This is a genomic window from Streptomyces lasalocidi, assembly GCF_005280215.1.
GTDB classification, from domain to species: domain Bacteria; phylum Actinomycetota; class Actinomycetes; order Streptomycetales; family Streptomycetaceae; genus Streptomyces; species Streptomyces longwoodensis.
The window spans coordinates 5,578,369-5,599,094 of record NZ_SZNQ01000001.1 but is presented as its reverse complement, the minus strand read 5'-3'; the positions used below and the strand labels follow the sequence as shown (position 1 = coordinate 5,599,094).

General features: G+C 73.1%; 16 protein-coding genes. 5 read left to right on the top strand and 11 right to left on the bottom strand.

What is annotated here, in order from left to right; all coding sequences use genetic code 11:
* Positions 1-104: 104 nt before the first annotated feature.
* The 4 genes from infB to rimP all read right to left on the bottom strand — a co-directional run bounded on the left by infB (position 105) and on the right by rimP (position 5,226).
* The gene (gene infB / locus E4U91_RS25355) at positions 105-3,194 is read right to left on the bottom strand and encodes a translation initiation factor IF-2 (RefSeq protein WP_137308964.1); all 3,090 of its coding nucleotides are present in this window, start codon (positions 3,192-3,194) and stop codon (positions 105-107) included.
* Between the two features lie 146 nt (positions 3,195-3,340).
* Positions 3,341-3,637, bottom strand: coding sequence for a YlxR family protein (locus tag E4U91_RS25350; RefSeq protein ID WP_137303739.1), 297 nt, complete (start codon positions 3,635-3,637; stop codon positions 3,341-3,343).
* Positions 3,638-3,727: 90 nt separating this feature from the next.
* Entirely contained in the window at positions 3,728-4,726 is a 999-nt protein-coding gene (gene nusA, locus E4U91_RS25345) for a transcription termination factor NusA (protein ID WP_137308963.1), read from the bottom strand.
* Between the two features lie 2 nt (positions 4,727-4,728).
* A complete protein-coding gene (gene rimP / locus E4U91_RS25340; protein WP_137308962.1) occupies positions 4,729-5,226 on the bottom strand; it encodes a ribosome maturation factor RimP in 498 nt (165 codons plus the stop codon).
* A gap of 246 nt (positions 5,227-5,472) precedes the next feature.
* Between rimP and E4U91_RS25330 the strand changes: the two genes are divergently transcribed.
* The 3 genes from E4U91_RS25330 (at position 5,473) to E4U91_RS25320 (ending at position 7,556) form a co-directional block, all read left to right on the top strand.
* Entirely contained in the window at positions 5,473-6,087 is a 615-nt protein-coding gene (locus tag E4U91_RS25330) for a hypothetical protein (protein ID WP_137308961.1), read from the top strand.
* Positions 6,084-6,593 carry a ferritin-like domain-containing protein gene (locus E4U91_RS25325; RefSeq protein ID WP_137308960.1) on the top strand — a complete coding sequence of 170 codons (510 nt, stop codon included), beginning with the start codon at positions 6,084-6,086 and terminating at the stop codon, positions 6,591-6,593. Before E4U91_RS25330 ends, E4U91_RS25325 begins: the two co-directional genes overlap by 4 nt.
* Before the next feature lie 63 nt (positions 6,594-6,656).
* Positions 6,657-7,556 carry an aminoglycoside phosphotransferase family protein gene (locus tag E4U91_RS25320; RefSeq protein ID WP_137308959.1) on the top strand — a complete coding sequence of 300 codons (900 nt, stop codon included), beginning with the start codon at positions 6,657-6,659 and terminating at the stop codon, positions 7,554-7,556.
* A 70-nt stretch (positions 7,557-7,626) separates the two neighbouring features.
* Here the strand turns inward: E4U91_RS25320 and E4U91_RS25315 are convergent, their stop codons facing one another.
* The 7 genes from E4U91_RS25315 to E4U91_RS25285 all read right to left on the bottom strand — a co-directional run bounded on the left by E4U91_RS25315 (position 7,627) and on the right by E4U91_RS25285 (position 17,083).
* A complete protein-coding gene (locus tag E4U91_RS25315; RefSeq protein WP_137308958.1) occupies positions 7,627-9,327 on the bottom strand; it encodes a proline--tRNA ligase in 1,701 nt (566 codons plus the stop codon).
* Between the two features lie 82 nt (positions 9,328-9,409).
* Positions 9,410-9,943: a GNAT family N-acetyltransferase gene (locus E4U91_RS25310; RefSeq protein ID WP_137308957.1), complete on the bottom strand. Its 534-nt coding sequence runs from the start codon at positions 9,941-9,943 to the stop codon at positions 9,410-9,412.
* 33 nt (positions 9,944-9,976) lie between these two features.
* On the bottom strand, positions 9,977-10,825 hold the full coding sequence (locus E4U91_RS25305; RefSeq protein WP_137308956.1) for a GNAT family N-acetyltransferase: 849 nt from the start codon (positions 10,823-10,825) through the stop codon (positions 9,977-9,979).
* Positions 10,826-10,972: 147 nt separating this feature from the next.
* Positions 10,973-12,133, bottom strand: a complete 1,161-nt coding sequence (gene ispG / locus E4U91_RS25300) for a flavodoxin-dependent (E)-4-hydroxy-3-methylbut-2-enyl-diphosphate synthase (protein ID WP_137308955.1) — start codon at positions 12,131-12,133, stop codon at positions 10,973-10,975.
* A gap of 172 nt (positions 12,134-12,305) precedes the next feature.
* Complete coding sequence (locus E4U91_RS25295; protein ID WP_174867948.1) at positions 12,306-13,598, bottom strand: M50 family metallopeptidase; 1,293 nt, start codon at positions 13,596-13,598, stop codon at positions 12,306-12,308.
* 8 nt (positions 13,599-13,606) lie between these two features.
* Positions 13,607-14,896: a 1-deoxy-D-xylulose-5-phosphate reductoisomerase gene (gene dxr, locus E4U91_RS25290; RefSeq protein WP_137308953.1), complete on the bottom strand. Its 1,290-nt coding sequence runs from the start codon at positions 14,894-14,896 to the stop codon at positions 13,607-13,609.
* 243 nt (positions 14,897-15,139) lie between these two features.
* The gene (locus E4U91_RS25285) at positions 15,140-17,083 is read right to left on the bottom strand and encodes an acyl-CoA dehydrogenase family protein (protein ID WP_137308952.1); all 1,944 of its coding nucleotides are present in this window, start codon (positions 17,081-17,083) and stop codon (positions 15,140-15,142) included.
* 420 nt (positions 17,084-17,503) lie between these two features.
* On the opposite strand from E4U91_RS25285, the gene E4U91_RS25280 reads away from it, so the two are divergent.
* Together E4U91_RS25280 and E4U91_RS25275 are read left to right on the top strand one after the other, a co-directional pair.
* Positions 17,504-18,526, top strand: a complete 1,023-nt coding sequence (locus E4U91_RS25280; protein ID WP_137308951.1) for a LacI family DNA-binding transcriptional regulator — start codon at positions 17,504-17,506, stop codon at positions 18,524-18,526.
* Positions 18,527-18,644: 118 nt separating this feature from the next.
* Positions 18,645-20,693: a glycoside hydrolase family 31 protein gene (locus E4U91_RS25275; RefSeq protein ID WP_137308950.1), complete on the top strand. Its 2,049-nt coding sequence runs from the start codon at positions 18,645-18,647 to the stop codon at positions 20,691-20,693.
* Positions 20,694-20,726: the final 33 nt, after the last annotated feature.

The window sequence follows — 20,726 nt, the reverse complement described above, 5'->3', positions numbered from 1 at the left end:
ATCGGCGGGACACCAGCACCGTACAACGAACGGCCGGGGCCGATCGACGGAAATTACTCTCCGTCGACCGGCCCCGGACCGGACCGTCCCGGAAGCCCGGGCGCTTACGCGCGCGGCTTCTCGCGCATCTCGTACGTCGCGATGACGTCGTCGACCTTGATGTCGTTGAAGTTTCCGAGGTTGATACCGCCCTCGTAGCCTTCGCGGATCTCGGTGACGTCGTCCTTGAAGCGACGCAGACCCTCGATGTTGAGGTTCTCCGCGATGACCTTGCCGTCGCGGATGAGGCGCGCCTTGGTGTTGCGCTTGACCTCGCCGGAGCGGATGAGGACACCCGCGATGTTGCCCAGCTTGGACGAGCGGAAGACCTCGCGGATCTCCGCCGTACCGAGCTCGACCTCTTCGTACTCCGGCTTGAGCATGCCCTTGAGGGCCGCCTCGATCTCCTCGATCGCCTGGTAGATGACCGAGTAGTACCGGACGTCCACACCCTCGCGCTCGGCCATCTGCGCCGCGCGGCCGGCCGCGCGGACGTTGAAGCCGATCACGATGGCGTCGGAGCCCATCGCCAGGTCGATGTCGGACTCCGTGACCGCACCGACGCCGCGGTGCAGGACGCGGATGTCGACCTCTTCGCCGACGTCCAGCTGGAGCAGCGAGGACTCGAGGGCCTCGACCGAACCGGAAGCGTCACCCTTGATGATCAGGTTCAGCTGCTGGACCTCGCCGGCCTTGAGCACCTTGTCCAGGTCCTCCAGCGACACGCGGCGCGTGCGCTTGGCGAACGCGGCGTTGCGCTCGCGGGCGGCGCGCTTCTCGGCGATCTGACGGGCCGTACGGTCCTCGTCGACCACCAGGAAGTTGTCGCCCGCACCCGGGACGTTGGTCAGGCCCAGGACCTGGACCGGCGTCGACGGGCCGGCCTCGGCGACGTTGTTGCCGTTGTCGTCGAGCATGGCGCGCACGCGGCCGTAGGCGTCGCCCACCACCATCGTGTCGCCGACCCGCAGGGTGCCGCGCTGGACGAGGACCGTCGCCACGGCACCGCGGCCGCGGTCGAGGCGGGACTCGATCGAGATGCCCTGCGCGTCCTGGTGCGGGTTGGCCCGCAGGTCGAGCGAGGCGTCGGCCGTGAGGATCACGGCCTCCAGCAGCGAGTCGATGTGCAGACCCTGCTTGGCGGAGATGTCGACGAACATGGTGTCGCCGCCGTACTCCTCGGCCACCAGGCCGTACTCGGTCAGCTGACCGCGCACCTTGGTCGGGTCGGCGCCCTCGACGTCGATCTTGTTGACCGCGACGACGATCGGGACGTCGGCCGCCTTGGCGTGGTTGAGCGCCTCGACCGTCTGCGGCATGACGCCGTCGTTGGCCGCGACGACCAGGATCGCGATGTCGGTCGACTTCGCACCACGGGCACGCATGGCGGTGAACGCCTCGTGACCCGGGGTGTCGATGAAGGTGATCTTGCGCTCTTCGTCGTTGACCTCGGTCGCGACCTGGTAGGCACCGATGTGCTGGGTGATGCCGCCGGCCTCGCCCGCGATGACGTTCGTCTTGCGGATGGCGTCGAGCAGTCGGGTCTTGCCGTGGTCGACGTGACCCATGACGGTGACCACCGGCGGACGGACCACCAGGTCGTCCTCGTCGCCCTCGTCCTCGCCGAACTCGATGTCGAAGGACTCGAGCAGCTCGCGGTCCTCCTCCTCCGGGCTGACGATCTGAACCGTGTAGTTCATCTCGTCCGCGAGGAGCTGGAGGGTCTCGTCGGAGACGGACTGGGTCGCGGTGACCATCTCGCCGAGGTTCATCATGACCGCGACGAGCGACGCCGGGTTGGCGTTGATCTTCTCCGCGAAGTCGGTGAGCGACGCGCCGCGGGAGAGGCGGATCGCCTCGCCGTTGCCGCGCGGCAGCATCACGCCGCCGACGCTCGGGGCCTGCATCGCCTCGTACTCCTGGCGACGCTGCCGCTTCGACTTGCGGCCACGACGCGCGGGACCGCCGGGACGGCCGAAGGCGCCCTGCGTGCCACCACGGCCACCGGGACCGCCGGGACGGCCGCCGAAGCCGGGACGGCCACCGCCGCCGCCGGGACCGCCGCCGAAGCCGCCACCGCCACCCGGGCGACCGGCGAAACCGCCGCCGCCACCCGGACGGGCACCGCCGCCACCGCCACCGGGACGGCCGGCGAAGCCGCCGCCACCGGGACGGGCGCCGCCGCCACCGCCGGGACGACCCGCACCGCCGGGACCGCGACCGCCGCCGGGGCCGGGACGCGGGCCGGCAGCGGGACGCTGCGGCATCATGCCGGGGTTCGGACGCGGACCGGCCGGGCCGGGACGCGGACCGCCCTGCGGACGGGGCATGCCCGCCGGGGACGGACGGTTGCCACCGGGAGCCTGCGGACGCGGACCGCCGCCGCCCTGGGCGCCGGGCGCCTGGGGACGGGGACCGGCGCCGGGAGCACCCGGGCCGCCGGGACGCTGGGCGCCCTGCGGACGGGGCGCCTGCGGGCGCGCCATGCCGGCGTTGCCGCCGGAGGTGAAGGGGTTGTTGCCCGGACGCGGGCCGGCCGGACGGGCACCGGGACGCGGCGCGCCGCCACCGGGGCGGTTGCCGCCCTGTGCGGCGGCCGGACGCGGGGCCTGGCCGCCTTGCTGGCCGGAGGACGGGCGGTTGCCGCCCTGGGCGCCACCCGGACGCGGGGCGCCGGGACGCGCGCCACCGGAGGGGCGCGAGGCGTTCTGGGCCGGGGCCGGGGCTGCCGGCGGAGCGGTGAACTCCGGGGCGGCCGGGGCGGGACGCGGCGCGGGCTTGGGACCCGGCACCGGACGCGGACCCGGGGCGGGCGTGGACGCGGGCGCCGCCGGGGCGGCGGGGGGCGTCTGGGCCGCGGCGGGCTTGGGGGCCGGCGGCCGCGGGGCGGCCGGGCGGTCGCCCGCCGGGGAGGTGCTCCCGCCCTGCGCCGGGGACGGCGCGGCGGGCCTGGGGGCGGCCTTGCGGGGGGCGGGCTTGGCGGACTTGCCGTTGCCACCGGCCTGCAAGGCGTCGGTCAGCTTGCGTACTACGGGCGCTTCGATCGTCGAAGACGCCGAACGGACGAATTCACCGAGTTCCTGGAGCTTGGCCATGACGACCTTGCTCTCGACGCCGAACTCCTTGGCGAGTTCGTAGACCCGGACCTTAGCCACTTCGCTCCTTTGAGGTCCGGGTTGCGTCCGGACCGTCGCTAGTTCATGGGCGTACTCATCGCGTACTCATCGAGTGCTCATCGCAATCTCGACCTGCTTTCGACTCGCGAGGTACCTGGGCCGCGCGGTGTTCCGCACGGCACTTCTTACGGTGTTGCCTGCTCGGCAACGGTCGTCTGCTCGACGTATCGACGCAACGCCTTTGTGTCGAGCGCTCCCGGGACGCGCAGTGCCCGCGGGAACGCCCGGCGGCGTACCGCCTGGTCGAGACAGACCAGGGCGGGGTGCACATAGGCACCCCGGCCGGGCAGCGTACCGCGAGGATCGGGGACGCACGCGTCCTCGACCGCCACGATGCGCAGCAGATCAGTTTTGGCCGCTCGCTCCCGGCACCCCACACAGGTGCGTTCCGGGCATGCTCGGGCGGGCGTCCGGCCAGACACTGTTAAGTCTACCTCCCCGTACCGACCTCACCCCTTCGGGGCAAAGATCGAACGGCTGTTGTCGTATTCTCAGCGGCTCGCGGCTTGGATCTATTCCTCGCCCGCGCCGCCGGCCGGCTCGGTGTCGGGCCGGATGTCGATGCGCCAGCCGGTGAGGCGGGCGGCGAGGCGGGCGTTCTGCCCCTCCTTGCCGATCGCCAGCGACAGCTGGTAGTCCGGCACGGTGACCCGGGCGGAGCGGGCGGCCAGGTCGACGACCTCGACCTTGGACACCCGGGCGGGCGACAGGGCGTTCGCCACCATCTCGGCCGGGTCGTCCGACCAGTCCACGATGTCGATCTTCTCGCCGTTCAGCTCGCCCATCACGTTGCGCACCCGGCCGCCCATCGGGCCGATGCAGGCGCCCTTGGCGTTCAGGCCCGAACGGGTGGACCGGACGGCGATCTTGGTGCGGTGACCGGCCTCACGGGCGATCGCGGCGATCTCCACGGAGCCGTCGGCGATCTCCGGCACCTCCAGGGCGAAGAGCTTCTTCACCAGATTGGGGTGGGTGCGCGACAGGGTGACGGACGGGCCGCGCACGCCCTTCGCCACCCGGACGACGTACGACCGCAGCCGCAGGCCGTGCGCGTACGTCTCGCCCGGGACCTGCTCCTGCACCGGCAGGATGGCCTCCAGGCGGCCGATGTCCACGAGCACGTTCTTCGGGTCGCGGCCCTGCTGGACCACACCGGTGACGATGTCGCCCTCACGGCCGGCGTACTCACCGAGCGTCGCGTCGTCCTCGGCGTCCCGCAGCCGCTGCAGGATGACCTGCTTGGCGGTGGTCGCGGCGATCCGGCCGAAGCCGGACGGGGTGTCGTCGAACTCGCGGGGCTCCTGGCCCTCCTCGAGGTCGTCGGGGTCCTCCTTCGCCCACACGGTCACGTGGCCGGTCTCCCGGTCGAGCTGCACCCGCGCGTGCCGGCGGCTCCCGTCGGTCCGGTGGTAGGCGATGAGGAGGGCCGACTCGATCGCCTCGACCAGCAGGTCGAAGGAGATCTCCTTCTCCCGCACCAGGCCCCGCAGGGCGCTCATGTCGATGTCCACGGCTACGCCTCCTCTTCCTTCTTGTCCTTGCGGTTGAACTCGACCTGCACGCGCGCCTTGGCGATCTCGGGGAAGGCGAGCCGGCGTCCGGTGGCGCGGCGGCCCTTCACACCGGGGACCTCGACGTCCAGTCCCTCGTCGTCGACCGTCAGGATCCTGGCGACCAGGTCGCCGCCCTCGGCCAGCTGGAACTTCACGAGCCGGCCCGTGGCGCGCACGTAGTGCCGGTGCTCGCTGAGGGGGCGCTCCGCGCCCGGGGTGCCGACCTCCAGGTCGTACTCGCCGTCGCCCATCGCGTCCGTCTCGTCCAGCTTCGCCGAGAGCGCGCGGCTCACATCGGCGATCTGGTCCATGTCGGGCCCGGCGTCCGAGTCGACGACCACCCGCAGCACCCGCTTGCGTCCGACCGAGTCCACGGCGACCTCTTCGAGGTCCAGCCCCTGGGAGGTGACGAGGGGCTCCAGCAGCTCTCGCAGCCTCTCGCTCTGGGTGGTGCTCATCCGGGTGACTCCTCGGCCGCGTGTGCTGTTGTGGGTTGGGGCGCGTGTCTGGTCAAAGGGTATCCGGTCGCGGGGGGTGATGCGTCCTGCCTCCGGCGGTCCGGCGCCCGTACCCGGCGGGCCCGTGGGCCGGTCGGAGGGGGGTGCCGAGCCGGTGCCGTACCGCGCGGGGGTGCGCGGGTACCGTGATCGCGGCGGGGTGACCTCCCGCCCGTGTGTTCGTACGAGCTCCCGAGGACGTCAGCCGTGCCGTACCCCCCACCGCAGCGCAGGTCCCCGGGACCGCGCAGAAGATCCCTGCTCGCCTCGGCCGCCGGGGCCGCCCTGCTGACCGGCTGCTCGTCGGACTCCGACGACGCCTCGCGCGCGGAGCGCGACGGCGGCGCCTCGTCGGCGGCCGAGCAGTCCCGCGCGCGTGCGGCGCGGGACAGCGTGGCCCTGCTGGAACGTTACGACGCCGTCCTCGCCGTGCACCCGGCGCTCGCGGTACGGCTGGCGCCGCTGCGGGCGGAGGTGCTGCGGCACGTGGAGGCGTTCGGGGGCACCCGGGCGGCCGCCACTCCCTCGGCGCCGTCGTCGGCCGGGACCTCCCCTTCGGCGCCGTCGGCGTCCGCGGCTTCCCCTTCGGCGCCGCCGGCGTCCGCGACGGCCCCGAGACCTGCCTCCGGGCAGCCGTCGGCCGCCGCCGTGCCGCCCGACCCCCGGGCCGCGCTCGCCGGGCTGGCCGCCGCCGAGCGGACGCTGGCCGATGCCCGGACGACGCAACTGCTGGCCGTGCCGGGCGAACAGGCGCGGCTGCTGGCCTCGGTGGCGGCGGCCGGCGCCGCGCACGTGTACCTGCTGACCGAGGGGGCGAAGTGAAGCGGGCGGACGAGCAGCAGGCCCTGCGGGCACTCCAGGCGGCGCTGGCCGCCGAGCACGCGGCCGTGTACGGCTACGGCGTCGTCGGCGGCCGGATCACCGAGGCGCGCCGCACGGAGGTCCGGGCCGCGTACGACGCGCACCGGGCGCGCCGGGACGCGCTGGCCCGGGAGGTGCGCGGCCTGGGGACCGAGCCGGTGGCGGCCAGCGCCGCCTACGCGCTGCCGTTCGCGGTGCCGGACTCCCCCACGGCCGTACGGCTCGCGGCGGAGCTGGAGGACCGCGTGGCCGGGGTCTGCTCCGACCTCGTGCGGGCCACGACGGGCGCGCGGCGCCGGGAGGCCGCCGGGGCGCTGCGGGAGGCCGCGGTGCGCGCCGTGCGCTGGCGCGGCGGCAGCGTAGCCTTCCCTGGGCTCGCCGAACGGACGGGCACGGGCACGGACGCGGGGGAAGCCGGGCCGTCGGTGTCGCCGCCGGTGTCCGGCACGGCGCGTCCGACGGTGTGACGGGGCCGACGAGGCCGACGGGGCCGACGGGGCCGACGGGGACACGAAGGGAACGACTCGCGCATGGCTTTCGAACCGCCGCAGCGTCTGGTGCGGGCACTCGGGGAGACCGCACCGGACGGTGACGCGTGGTTGGGGGAGCTGCCGGAGGTGGCCCGCGCGGCCGCGGCTCTACGCGAGTTGACCGTCGAGCGGGTCCAGGTGCCCGGCGGCCGCTCCAGCCTGGTGGTGCTGGTGCGGCGCGCGGACGGCACCCCGGCCGTGCTGAAGCTGGCCCCGGCCCGGTTCCGGCCGGAGGCGGAGCGGGCCGCGCTGGCCCACTGGGGCGGGCTGGGCGCCGTGGAGCTGCTCGACGGGCCCGCCGGGGACGGGGCGCTGGTGCTGGAGCGGCTGCACCCGGACGTGTCGGTGCGCTCGCTGCCCGAGGCCAAGGCGCTGCTGGAGGCGGCCGGGACGCTGCGGCGGCTGTGGGTGGAGCCGCCCGCGGACCACTCCTTCGAGACGGTGGCCGGGCGGACCGGACGGCAGGCGCAGGCGATGCGCGCGGTCGCGGACCGGGAGCCGGAGCTGGCCCCGCTGGTGGGCACGGCGCTCGATGCGCGGGAGGAGCTGCTGGCCGCGCCGCCGGAGGACCTGCTGCTGCACGGCACCTTCCGGCAGAGCAAGGTGCTCGCCGGGGAGCGGTTCCCCTGGCTGGCCGTGGGCCCGGACCCGGTGGTCGGTGAGTGCGCCTTCGACCTGGCGCGGCTGGTGCGGGACCGGGTGGAGGACCTGATCGCCTCGTCCTCGGGGGCGTCGATCACCCGGCGGCGGGTGAAGAAGCTCGCCGAGTCCCTGGAGGTCGACCAGGAGCGGCTGCGGGGCTGGACGCTGTTCCGCGCGGTCGAGTCGGGCGCGCGGGCCCTGCGCGTGGGCCGCCCGAAGGACGCGGAACTGCTGCTGGAGTTCGCCGGCTGGCTGTAGCCGGGCGGTGGGACGGACGAGGGGGGGCACCGTGGGGTGCCCCCCGACGTGTTCTCGGAGGCGGACTCCCCTACGCGCTGAGGCGGGCGATCGCCTCGTCGACCGTGAGTTCCTCGCGCTCCCCGGTCCTGCGGTCCTTCAGTTCCAGCACGCCCTCGGCGGAGCGGCGGCCGGCGACCAGGATCTGCGGGACGCCGATCAGTTCGGCGTCGGTGAACTTCACGCCCGGGGAGACGCCGGCCCGGTCGTCGACCAGGACGCGCAGGCCCGCGGCGCGCAGCTTCTCGGACACGTCCAGGGCCAGTTCGGTCTGCAGGGCCTTGCCCGCGGCGACGACGTGGACGTCGGCCGGCGCGACCTCCTTCGGCCACACCAGGCCCTTGTCGTCGGCGGTCTGCTCGGCGAGGGCCGCGACCGCGCGGGAGACGCCGATGCCGTAGGAGCCCATGGTGACGCGGACCGGCTTGCCCTGCTGGCCGAGGACGTCGAGCTTGAGCGCGTCGGCGTACTTGCGGCCCAGCTGGAAGATGTGGCCGATCTCGATGGCGCGGTCCAGGGTGAGGCCGGTGCCGCACTTCGGGCAGGGGTCGCCCTCCTGGACGACCACGACGTCGACGTGGGCGTCGACCTCGAAGTCCCGGCCCGCGACGACGTTCCTGGCGTGGGTGTCGGGCTTGTTGGCGCCGGTGATCCAGGCCGTGCCGGGGGCGACGCGCGGGTCGGCGATATAGCGGAGCTTGTCCTGGCCCTGCGGGCCGACGTAGCCGCGCACCAGGTCGGGGCGGGACGCGAAGTCGGCCTCGGTGACCATCTCGACGACGGCCGGGGCGAAGTGCGCCTCCACCTTGTCGAGGTCCACCTCGCGGTCGCCGGGGACGCCGACGGCGACGATCTCGCCGTCGACCTTCACCAGCAGGTTCTTCAGCGTGGCGGAGGCCGGGACGCCGAGGGAGGCGGCGAGCGTCTCGATGGTCGGGGTGTCCGGGGTGGGGATCTCCTCGGCGGCGGGCACCGCGGAGCCGTCCACCGGCCGCAGCTCGTAGCCGATCGCCTCGGTGTTCGCGGCGAAGTCGCAGTTCGGGCAGTCCGCGAAGGTGTCCTCGCCGGCGCCGGCCGGGGCGAGGAACTCCTCGGAGCGGGAGCCGCCCATGGCGCCGGCGGTGGCCGCGCAGATGCGGTAGTCGAGGCCGAGGCGTTCGAAGACGCGCTGGTAGGCCTCGCGGTGCAGGGCGTAGGACCGGGCCAGGCCCTCGTCGTCCAGGTCGAACGAGTAGGAGTCCTTCATCAGGAACTCGCGGCCGCGCAGGATGCCGGCCCGGGGGCGGGCCTCGTCGCGGTACTTGTGCTGGATCTGGTAGAGGATGACCGGCAGGTCTTTGTAGGAGGACGCCTGGTCCTTCACCAGCAGGGTGAAGATCTCCTCGTGGGTCGGGCCGAGGAGGTAGTCGCCGCCCTTGCGGTCCTTCAGGCGGAACAGCTCCTGGCCGTACTCGTCCCAGCGGCCGGTCGCGTCGTACGGCTCGCGCGGCAGCAGGGCGGGGAGCAGCACCTCCTGGGCGCCGATGGCGTCCATCTCCTCGCGGACGATGCGCTCGACGTTGGCGAGGACCTTCTTGCCGAGGGGCAGCCAACTCCAGATGCCGGCCGCGGTGCGCCGGACGTAGCCGGCCCGGACGAGGAGCTTGTGGCTGAGGACCTCGGCGTCGGCCGGGTCGTCACGCAGCGTCTTCGCCATCAAGTTCGACATGCGCTGGACCGGTGCGTTCGCCATGGTTCTCGTACTCCTGCCACGAAACAGTGATGGCATGGAGGTTAGCCGCGGCCCGGCCGCCGCCGGAAATCCGCCGGGGAGGTCAGGGCCGCAGCAGGGGCAGCGGGGCGCCCATCACCGCGTACGGGCGGGGCGCGCTGGGGAACAGGACCTGGCGGGCGAGGTCCTGGTAGCCGAGGGAGCGGTACAGGGCGCGGGCGGGGCTCTCGGTGTCGATCGCGGAGAGGATCGAGCGGGGCTCGGTGGCGCTGTCGGTGATCGCGGTGATCAGGGCGCGGCCCGCGCCGCGGTTCTGGTATGCCGGGTGGACGTGCAGCTCGGTGATGACGAAGGAGTCGTCGAGCCAGTGGTCGTTGTCCCGGGCGCGCAGGTAGGGCTCGACGACGGTGGACCACCAGTGGGCGCGGTCGTTGGGCAGGCCGTAGACGAAGCCGGCGAGGCGGCCCTCGGCGGTGGTCGCGCCGAGCGCCCGGGCTCCCGGGTACGTCATGTGCCGCAGGACGATCTGGCGGCGGACGGCCACCTCGTCGGGGCCGAGGCCGAACGCGACGGCCTGCACGGCCAGTGCCTCGTCCACGTGGGCGGAGAGGTCCAGGGGGCCGATGACGAGGTCCATGGGCGGGAGCCTACAGGGGGGCCGCGGCCCAGGTCAGAAGAGCACACTCATGAACGCGCCGGCCTCCTGGAAGCCCACCCTGCGGTACGTGCGCCGGGCCGCGGTGTTGAAGTCGTTGACGTAGAGGCTGACCACTGGGGCGACGTCGCTGAGGGCGTAGCGCAGGACGGCGGCCATGCCGGGGGCGGCGAGGCCCCGGCCGCGGTACTCGGGGGCCACCCACACGCCCTGGATCTGGCAGGCCTGGGCGGTCGCGGCGCCGATCTCGGCCTTGAAGACGACCTTGCCGTGGTCGTCGATGCGGGCGAAGGAGCGCCCGGAGCCGACGAGTTCGGCGACCCGGGCCTGGTAGAGCAGGCCACCGTCGCCGGCCATCGGGGAGACGCCGACCTCCTCGGTGAACATCGCCACGCACGCCGGCATGATCGTGTCCATCTCGTCCTTGCGGACCCGGCGCACGAGCGGGTCGGGGGTAACGTCGGCTGACATCCGGTCGGTGACCATGAGCGGCTGGTGGGCGCGGACCTCGCGGGCGGGGCCCCAGTGCGGTTCGAGCAGCCGCCACAGCTGGGCGGTGGACTCGGCGGGGCCGACGATGGACGAGCAGCGCCGGCCGGCCCGGCGGGCGCGGTCGGCGAAGGCGCGCACGGCGCGCGGGGTGGCACCGATGGGCACGAGGTTGGCGCCCGCGTAGCACAGGGACGTGAGCATGCCGCCCTCGTACCAGCCCCACATCTCGCCGCCCAGGCGCCAGGGGTCGAGTCCGGCGACCTGCACGCGGGCGGTCACGAAGGCGTTCGTGACGGGGTCGCGGTCGAGCACGGCGAGGGCGGCGTCCAGGTCGCTCGGTTCGAGGACCCGGGAGGTGGTCTGGGTCAACACGGGCGGGGGCCTCACGGTGGGGTATGCCTGATCTCCGCACTGTACCCGGCGCGCCTGAGCGCTGTCGCCGCGCTGTCCTGCCCCTCGAGGCCCACCCGTGGGGCCCAGTGGGACCCGCGCGGCGCACGGCCGCGCGGCCCGTCGGGGTCAGGCGCCGGTCACCGAGACCGACGGCTCGCCCGAGGCGGTCCCCTCGGCTTCCATCTGCTCGGCCAGCTTCATGGCCTCCTCGATGAGGGTCTCCACGATCTTGGACTCGGGGACGGTCTTGATGACCTCGCCCTTGACGAAGATCTGCCCCTTGCCGTTGCCGGAGGCGACGCCGAGGTCGGCCTCGCGGGCCTCGCCGGGGCCGTTGACGACGCAGCCCATGACCGCGACGCGCAGCGGGACCTCCATGCCGGTGAGGCCGGCCGTGACCTCCTCGGCCAGCTTGTACACGTCGACCTGGGCGCGGCCGCAGGACGGGCAGGAGACGATCTCCAGGCCGCGCTGGCGCAGGCCCAGGGACTGCAGGATCTGCAGGCCGACCTTGACCTCCTCGACCGGCGGCGCGGACAGGGAGACCCGGATGGTGTCGCCGATGCCCTGGCTGAGCAGGGCGCCGAAGGCCACCGCCGACTTGATCGTGCCCTGGAAGGCGGGGCCGGCCTCGGTGACGCCGAGGTGGAGGGGGTAGTCGCTCTGGGCGGCGAGCTGGCGGTACGCCTCGATCATCACGACCGGGTCGTTGTGCTTGACGGAGATCTTGATGTCGCGGAAGCCGTGCTCCTCGAAGAGGGACGCCTCCCACAGGGCCGACTCGACGAGGGCCTCGGGGGTCGCCTTGCCGTACTTCTGCAGCAGCCGCCGGTCCAGGGAGCCAGCGTTGACCCCGATGCGGATGGGGGTGCCGTGGTCCTTCGCCGCCTGGGCGATCTCCTTGACCTTGTCGTCGAACTGCTTGATGTTGCCCGGGTTGACGCGGACCGCGGCGCAGCCGGCCTCGATCGCGGCGAACACGTACTTGGGCTGGAAGTGGATGTCGGCGATGACCGGGATCTGCGACTTGCGGGCGATGGTCGCGAGGGCGTCGGCGTCGTCCTGGGTGGGGCAGGCCACCCGCACGATCTGGCAGCCGGACGCGGTCAGCTCGGCGATCTGCTGGAGCGTGGCGCCGATGTCGGAGGTGCGGGTCGTGGTCATCGACTGCACGGAGACCGGGGCGTCGCCGCCCACCGCGACCGTGCCGACCTGGATCTGCCGGCTCTTGCGGCGCTCGGCCAGCTTGGTCGGAACGGACGGCATGCCGAGTGAAATCGCAGTCATCTGCTGTGCAACCCCAAGTCGTGGATCAAGGTCCCGGTCCCGTGAGCACGCGGGCTCCGGGCTTCGAGATTACGGCACCGGCCCCGCCCGCAGCACATCGCTGCGCCGAAACCCGCTGAAGGAACGAACGGCCGGGCCCCCAGGGTGCCCGGCCGTCGTGAATACCGCGTGGCTACGAGATTTTCACCGGGTTGACCACGTCCGCGATGAGCACCAGGACGGTGAAGCAGACGAAGATCCCGGCCACCACGTAGGCCACCGGCATCAGCTTGGCCACGTCGAAGGGGCCGGGGTCGGGCCGGCGCAGCACCCGGGCCAGGTTGCGGCGCAGCGACTCCCACAGGGCGCCCGCGATGTGCCCGCCGTCGAGCGGGAGCAGCGGGAGCATGTTGAACAGGAACAGGGAGAGGTTGAAGCCGGCCAGGACGAACACGAACATCGCCAGCTGCTGCGAGGCGGGGATGTCCAGGGTGGCGATCTCGCCGGTGACCCGGGCCGCGCCGACGATGCCCATCGGGGAGTCCTGCTCGCGCGGTCCGTCGCCGAAGGCGGCGTCCCACAGGGCGGGGATCTTGGCGGGCAGGGCGACGAGCGAGTCGACGGCGTCGCCGACGCGGTCGGTCATCCAGCTCACGGACTCGCCGAAGTCCTGCTTGACGACGCCGGTGGCCGCGCTGAAGCCGAGGAAGCCGGCCTTGACGTACTGGCCCTGGACGTAGGTCCCGGCGGCGTCCTTCTTGGCGACCAGGTTGGTGGCGATGGTGGCGTGCAAGGTGACCTGCTTGCCGTCCCGTTCGACGACGAGGGGCACGGTCCGGCCGGCGCTGTCGCGGATGAGGTCGGACAGCGTGTTCCAGTCGTTCGTGCCGCGGCCGTCGAAGGAGACGATGCGGTCGCCGGCCTTCATGCCGGCGGCGGCCGCCGGGGAGGCGGGGTCGGACGCCTTGCACGCGTCGCGCTTCTCGCTCTGCGCGATGACGCAGGGCGAGATGGAGCTGACGGTGGTGGTCTGCTGCTGGATGCCGAAGCCCATCAGCACGGTCAGGAACAGGCCGACCGCGAGGATCAGGTTCATGAACGGGCCGGCGAACATGACGATGACCCGCTTCCACGGCTTGCGCGTGTAGAAGAGGCGGGTCTCGTCGCCGGGCCGCAGCTCCTCGAACGCGGCCGAGCGGGCGTCCTCGATCATGCCGCGCCAGGGCGAGGTGGAGCGGGCCACGATGCGGCCGTCGTCACCGGGCGGGAACATGCCGATCATGCGGATGTAGCCGCCGAGCGGGATCGCCTTGATGCCGTACTCGGTGTCGCCCTTGCGGCGCGAGAAGACGGTCGGCCCGAAGCCCACCATGTACTGCGGGACCCGGATGCCGAAGAGCTTGGCCGTGGACAGGTGCCCCAGCTCGTGCCACGCGATCGAGACCAGCAGGCCGAACGCGAAGACCACTATGCCGAGGATGAACATCAAGGTCGTCATGCACGGGCCTCCGCCGTCTGTGCCGCCAGTTCCCGGGCGCGCGTGCGGGCCCAGGTCTCCGCTTCGAGGACGTCCGACACGGTGAGCGGAGTTCCCGTGGCCGGTGTGCCGTGTTCCTCGACCACGCGGGTCACCGTCTCCATGATCCCGTTGAAGGGCAGGGCGCCCCGGCGGAACGCCTCCACACTCTCCTCGTTGGCCGCATTGAACACCGCCGGGGCGGTGCCCGCGAGCTGCCCGACGTGGCGCGCCAGGTTCACCGAGGGGAAGGCCTCGTTGTCCAGCGGGAAGAACTCCCAGGTCGAGGCCGTGCTCCAGTCGAAGGCGGGCGCCGCGTCCGGGACCCGCTCGGGCCAGCCGAGACCGATGGCGATCGGCCCCCGCATGTCAGGGGGCGTCGCCTGCGCCAGGGTCGATCCGTCCGTGAACTCCACCATCGAGTGGACATACGACTGCGGGTGCACGACCACCTCAATGCGGTCGAAGGGAATGTCGTAGAGGAGGTGCGCCTCGATGACCTCCAGGCCCTTGTTGACGAGGGTCGCGGAGTTGATCGTGATGACCGGGCCCATGGCCCAGGTGGGGTGGGCGAGGGCGTCCTCGACGGTGACGTGCGCCAGGTCCTGCCTGGTCCGGCCGCGGAAGGGGCCGCCGGAGGCGGTGACGACGAGCCTGCGGACGTCGGCCCGGGTGCCGGCCGCGAGGGCCTGGAAGAGGGCCGCGTGCTCGGAGTCGACGGGGATGATCTGGCCGGGCTCGGCGAGCGCCTTCACCAGGGGGCCGCCGACGATGAGCGACTCCTTGTTGGCGAGCGCGAGGGTCCGGCCCGCCTCGAGGGCGGCGAGGGTGGGCGCCAGGCCGATGGAGCCGGTGATGCCGTTGAGCACGGTGTGGCAGGCGGAGGCGGCCAGCTCGGTGGCCGCGTCCGGTCCGGCGAGGATCTCGGGGAGCGCCTCCCCGCTGCCGTAGGCGCTGTGGAGGGCCTCGCGCAGGGCCGGTACGACGTCCTCGCGGGCGACCGCGACGGTCCGCACCCGCAGCCGGTGGGCCTGCTCGGCGAGCAGGGCGACCCGGCCGCCGTTGGCGGACAGGCCGGTGACGCGGAAGCGGTCGGGGTTGCGCAGCACGAGGTCGATGGCCTGGGTGCCGATCGAGCCCGTGGACCCGAGGACCACCACGTCCTTGGGTCCGTCGCCCACGACGGGGTCGTAGACACGGTGGGGGTCGGCGAGGGCGCGGGCCGCGAGCTCCGTCGTCCGCCCGGCGGGCGGGCCCTGCGGCGTCATGTGCGTGCTCTCGGCGTGCCGGGCGCCGTCCCGCGTACTGGATGTACTCGGGTCGGCGCCCGGTGCGTCGAGAGTGCGTGCAGGGCGTCGTGGGGCAGACGGGGCTTGCGGCCCGCGCCCTGATGGGGCTGGACTGTCGCTCATCCCTCCATTGTGGCCGCAGCCGGGCCGTGGAGGGGACAGGGTGTCCCCCGGGCGGGGACACCCCGGGGGACACGGAACGGGACGGGCCGCGCGGGCCGGTCAGCGGATCGGGCGGTGGACGTTCTCCTTCAGGGACGGGCCGGGGGTCGTGTCGGCGATCCACGGGCCGTCGCCCGAGGGGTCGACGATGCCCTCCTCCAGCCACGCGTAGGTGCCCGACAGGACGCCCTTGACGACCTTGTGGTCCAGGTCGTCGGTGTTGGCCCACAGCCGCGTGAACAGCGCGTCGACGCGCAGCCGGGCCTGCTCGCAGAACGCGTGGGCGAGCTGGTAGGCCTCGCGGCCGTGGTCGTCCTGGCGGCGCAGCATCTCCGCGCGCACGCACGCGGCGCTCATCGCGAACAGCTCCGCGCCGATGTCGACGACCCGGCCGAGGAAGCCCTGCTTGGTCTCCATCCGGCCCTGCCAGCGGGACATGGCGTAGAACGTGGAGCGGGCGAGCTTGCGGGCGTGCCGCTCGACGTAGCGCAGGTGCGGGGAGAGGTCCACGCCGTGCTTGAACTCGGCGTAGGAGTTCGGCAGTTGTCCGGGGCCGGCGACGAGCCGGGGCAGCCACTTGGCGTAGAAGACGCCGGCGCCCGCGCCCGCCCGTGCCTTGTCGGACAGGGACTTGTCGGGGTCGATGAGGTCGCCGGCGACCGAGAGGTGGGCGTCGACGGCCTCGCGCGCGATCAGCAGGTGCATGATCTCGGTGGAGCCCTCGAAGATGCGGTTGATGCGCAGGTCGCGCAGCAACTGCTCGGCGGGCACCGCCTTCTCGCCGCGGGCCCGGAGCGAGTCGGCCGTCTCGAAGCCGCGGCCGCCACGGATCTGGACGAGCTCGTCGGCCATCAGCCAGGCCATCTCGGAGGCGTACAGCTTGGCGAGCGCGCCCTCGATGCGGATGTCGTTGCGGTTCTCGTCGGCCATCTGCGAGGAGAGGTCGAGCACCGCCTCCAGGGCGAAGGTGGTGGCCGCGATGAAGGAGATCTTGGACCCGACGGCCTCGTGGTGGGCGACGGGCTTGCCCCACTGCTCGCGGGCCGCCGACCACTCGCGGGCGATCTTCAGCGACCACTTGCCGGCCGCGACGCACGAGGCGGGCAGGGACAGCCGGCCGGTGTTCAGCGTGGTCAGGGCGATCTTCAGGCCCTGGCCCTCCTCGCCGATGCGGTGGGCGGCGGGGACGCGGACCTGGTGGAAGCGGGTGACGCCGTTCTCGATGCCGCGCAGGCCCATGAAGGCATTGCGGTTCTCCACCGTGATGCCGGGCGAGTTGCTCTCCACCACGAAGGCGGTGATGCCGCCCCGGTGTCCCTCGCTCCGGGGCACCCGGGCCATGACGACCAGCAGGTCGGCCACCACGCCGTTGGTGGTCCACAGCTTGACCCCGTCGAGGACGTAGTCGTCGCCGTCGGGCACCGCGGTGGTGGCGAGCCGTGCCGGGTCGGAGCCGACGTCGGGCTCGGTGAGCAGGAAGGCGCTGATGTCGGTGCGGGCGCAGCGGGGCAGGAAGGTCTCCTTCTGCTCCCGGGTGCCGAACAGCTTCAGCGGCTGGGGGACGCCGATCGACTGGTGCGCCGACAGCAGCACGCCGATCGCCGGGGAGGCGGAGCCGGCGAGGGCGAGCGCCTTGTTGTAGTACACCTGGGTGAGGCCGAGCCCGCCGTACTTGGGGTCGATCTTCATGCCGAGGGCGCCGAGCTCCTTGAGCCCGTCGACCACCTCGTCGGGGATGCGGGCCTCGCGTTCGATCAGCGCCGCGTCGACCTTCGTCTCGAGGAAGTCGCGGAGCTTGGCGAGGAACTCCTCGCCGCGCTGGACGTCCTCGGCGGGCGGGGTGGGGTGGGGGTGGATGAGGTCGAGGCGGAAGCGGCCGAGGAACAGTTCCTTGGCGAAGCTGGGCTTGCGCCACTCCTGCTCGCGGGCGGCCTCCGCCACCTGGCGTGCCTCGCGTTCGGAGACGGTGGGTCGTCCAGCGGACTCGATGGGGCTGGCGGACATGGAGGCTCACCTCGCCGCGAATCGGGATGGGGGGACGTTCGGTTACCGACGGGTGCTACCCGATCGTTGGTACCCGATCCCGGACAAGGTCACCACCCTGCGCGCACGCCTTCGGCCGCCGGGAGCGTGCCGGACGGGTGCGCCGGGACGGCCCGGACCCTTGGCCGCCCTGGCCCCGGCCCGGTCGCCGGGCACGCCGGGTGACGTACGGCGGTTTGGGCCGGTCGGGCGACGGACGCGGGAGGATGGGACCGGGACCGGGGGGTCGCCATGACGTCACCCGGCGCACGAAGAAAGCTGTCGAAGCGCTTCGACAGCCTATGGACACCGACTCGCGCCGAAGCTACTGTCGAACCACCCTCACCCGCCCCTGTTCACCGCGCGCACTGTCGAAGCGCTTCACACCGCTTGGAGAGCTGGATGGTCACTCTCGCCGAGGTCGCCCAGCACGCCGGAGTCTCGGCGAGCACGGTGAGCTACGTCCTCAGCGGCAAGCGGTCCATCTCCGCCACCACCCGGGAGCGGGTCGAGCAGAGCATCCGGCAGCTGGGCTACCACCCCAACGCGGGCGCCCGCGCCCTGGCCAGCAGCAGGTCCAACATCATCGCGCTGATGATCCCGCTGCGCACGGACATGTACGTGCCGGTGATGATGGAGATCGCCATCGCCGTGGCCACCACCGCCCGCCTCCACGGCTACGACGTGCTGCTGCTCACCGGCGAGGAGGGGCCCGACGCGGTGCGCCGGGTCACCGGCAGCGGGCTGGCCGACGCGATGATCGTGATGGACGTCGAACTCGACGACGAGCGGCTGCCGTTGCTGCGGCAGACCGGCCAGCCGTCGGTCCTGATCGGACTGCCCTCCGACACCACCGGGCTGACCTGCGTCGACCTGGACTGGGCCGCGACCGGCGCGCTGTGCGTGGAGCACCTGGCCACGCTGGGCCACCGGGACGTCGCGGTGATCGGCGAGGCCCCCGCGGTCTACGAGCGGCACACCGGCTTCGCCGAGCGCACCCTGGACGGACTGCGGACCCGGGCGCGCGACGCGGGGCTGCGGGTGCTGCACCGGCCGTGCGAGGGCGGGTACGACGCGATGGCCGTGACGCTCGCCCGGATCCTCGACGAGCGCCCCGGGACGACGGGCTTCGTCGTGCAGAACGAGTCGGCGGTGGAGCCGCTGCTCGCGCTGCTGCGCCAGCAGGGCCGGGCCGTGCCCGAGGACGTCTCCGTGGTCGGGATCTGCCCGGACCAGGTCGCCACCCAGGCGTCCGTGCGGCTGACCTCGGTCGCCATCCCCGCGCAGGACATGGGCCGGTACGCCGTGGAGCGCCTCGTCGCCAAGCTCGACGGGCGCCGCGAGGACGACGTGGTGCTGCTCGCGCCCGAGCTGACCGTCCGCGCGAGCTCCGGCCCCGCTCCCTCGGCTCCCCCGGCCGGCTGACTCCCCCACCGTCACCTCCGTCTCCCCGTCCCCAGGTCTCCCTCCCCGTCCAGGTCACTCGCGCACCGGGTCCGTCCCGGGGCACCGCCCTGTCTGCCCTCCTCCAGGAGCACGCCACGTGAATCAGCCTGCCGCACACGCACCCGAGGTCAGCCTCGCGCAGTCGTCCCCGACCGTCGGCACGTTCCGCGAGCGGGGCGGGGCGCTGGAGTGGAGCGGCCGCCAGGAGACGGTCCGCGTCGAGCCGTGGGGTCCGGACGCGGTCCGGGTCCGGGCGCGGCTCGGCGGGCCGGTCCTGGAGGACCTGCCGGGCGCCCTGCTCGACGGGGCGCCGCCCGCCCCCGCCACCGTGAAGGTCGAGGACGGCCGGGGGCGGGTGACGGTCGGCGCGCTGACCGTCGAGGTGGACGCCGAGGGCCTGGTCCGCTTCCTGCGCACCGAGGACGGGTCCGAGCTGCTCGCCGAGGAGCGCGCCCACTTCTGGTGGCCGGGACCGCGGCTGTACACGGCGGTCGGCAACGGCCACCACCGGCTGGAGCAGCGGTTCGCCGCCCACGACGGGGAGCGGCTGTACGGCCTGGGCCAGCACCAGCACGGCCGGTTCGACCAGAAGGGCCTGGTGCTCGACCTGGTGCAGCGCAACGCCGAGGTGAGCGTGCCGGTGCTGACCTCCAGCCGCGGCTACACCCTGCTGTGGAACAACCCGGCGATCGGGCGGGTGGAGCTGGCGCACAACGGCACCCGCTGGGTGGCCGACTCGGCCCGGCAGATCGACTACTGGATCACCGCGGGGACCCCGGCCGACGGGCAGCGCCGCTACAGCGCGGTGACCGGCCGCACGCCGATGCTGCCGGAGTGGGCGGCCGGGTTCTGGCAGTGCAAGCTGCGTTACCGCACACAGGACGAACTCCTCGCGGTGGCCCGGGAGTACAAGCGGCGGGGCCTGCCGCTCAGCGCGATCGTCTGCGACTTCTTCCACTGGACGCACCTCGGCGAGTGGAGGTTCGACCCCGCGGAGTGGCCCGACCCGGCGGCCATGGTGCGCGAACTGGACGAGCTGGGCGTCAAGCTGGTGGTCTCGGTGTGGCCGTCGGTGTCGCCACTGTCGGAGAACCACCCGGTGATGGAGCAGCGCGGCTGGTTCATCGGCACCCAGTACGGCCCGATGGCGCACGCCGACTGGCCGGACAAGCAGGTCGCCTCGACCGTCCAGGTGGCGTTCTACGACGCGACCAACCCCGAGGCGCGGGACTTCGTGTGGTCCCGGATCCGGGAGAACTACCTGGAGCCGTACGGCATCACGGCGTTCTGGCTGGACGCCTGCGAACCGGAGCTGAAGCCGGGCTTCCCGGAGAACCTGCGCTACTGGGCGGGCCCCGGCCTGGAGGTGGGCAACCTCTACCCGGCCGAGAACTCCCGTACGTTCTACGAGGGCCTGCGCGCGTCCGGCGCCGGCGACGACGAGGTGATCACCCTCAACCGCTCGGTCTGGGCGGGCAGTCAGCGCTACGGCGCCGCGCTGTGGTCGGGTGACATCGGCACCGACTTCGCGACCCTGCGCCGCCAGGTCGCGGCCGGCCTGAACACCGCGCTCTCCGGCATCCCGTGGTGGAACACCGACATCGGCGGCTTCCACGGCGGCGACCCGGACGACCCGGCCTACCGCGAGGTGATGGTGCGCTGGTTCCAGTTCGGCGCGCTGTCCCCGCTGATGCGGCTGCACGGCTTCCGCGACCCGGGCATGCCGCTGGGCCCGGACATGACCGGGGGCCCCAACGAGGTGTGGTCGTACGGGGAGGGGGCCGGCGCGGTGATGGAGCGCTACCTCCGGCTGCGGGAGCGGCTGCGGCCGTACGTCCTGCAGGTGATGCGCGAGGCCCACGAGGAGGGGCTGCCGGTGATGCGCCCGCTGTTCCTGGAGTTCCCGGACGATGCGGCGGCCTGGGACGTGGCGGACGCCTACCTGCTGGGGCGGGACCTGCTGGTCGCCCCGGTCCTGGAGGCGGGGGCCACCACCCGCACGGTGCACCTCCCGGCGGGCGCGGACTGGACCGACGCGTGGACCGGCGCGACGTACGGGGGCGGCGGGTCCGTCACCGTCGACGCCCCGCTGGAGCGCATCCCGCTGTTCCTGCGGGACGGCGCGCGGCTGCCGATCGCGGAGTAGGCACGCGGGAAGGGCCGGCTCCCCCGCGGGGGA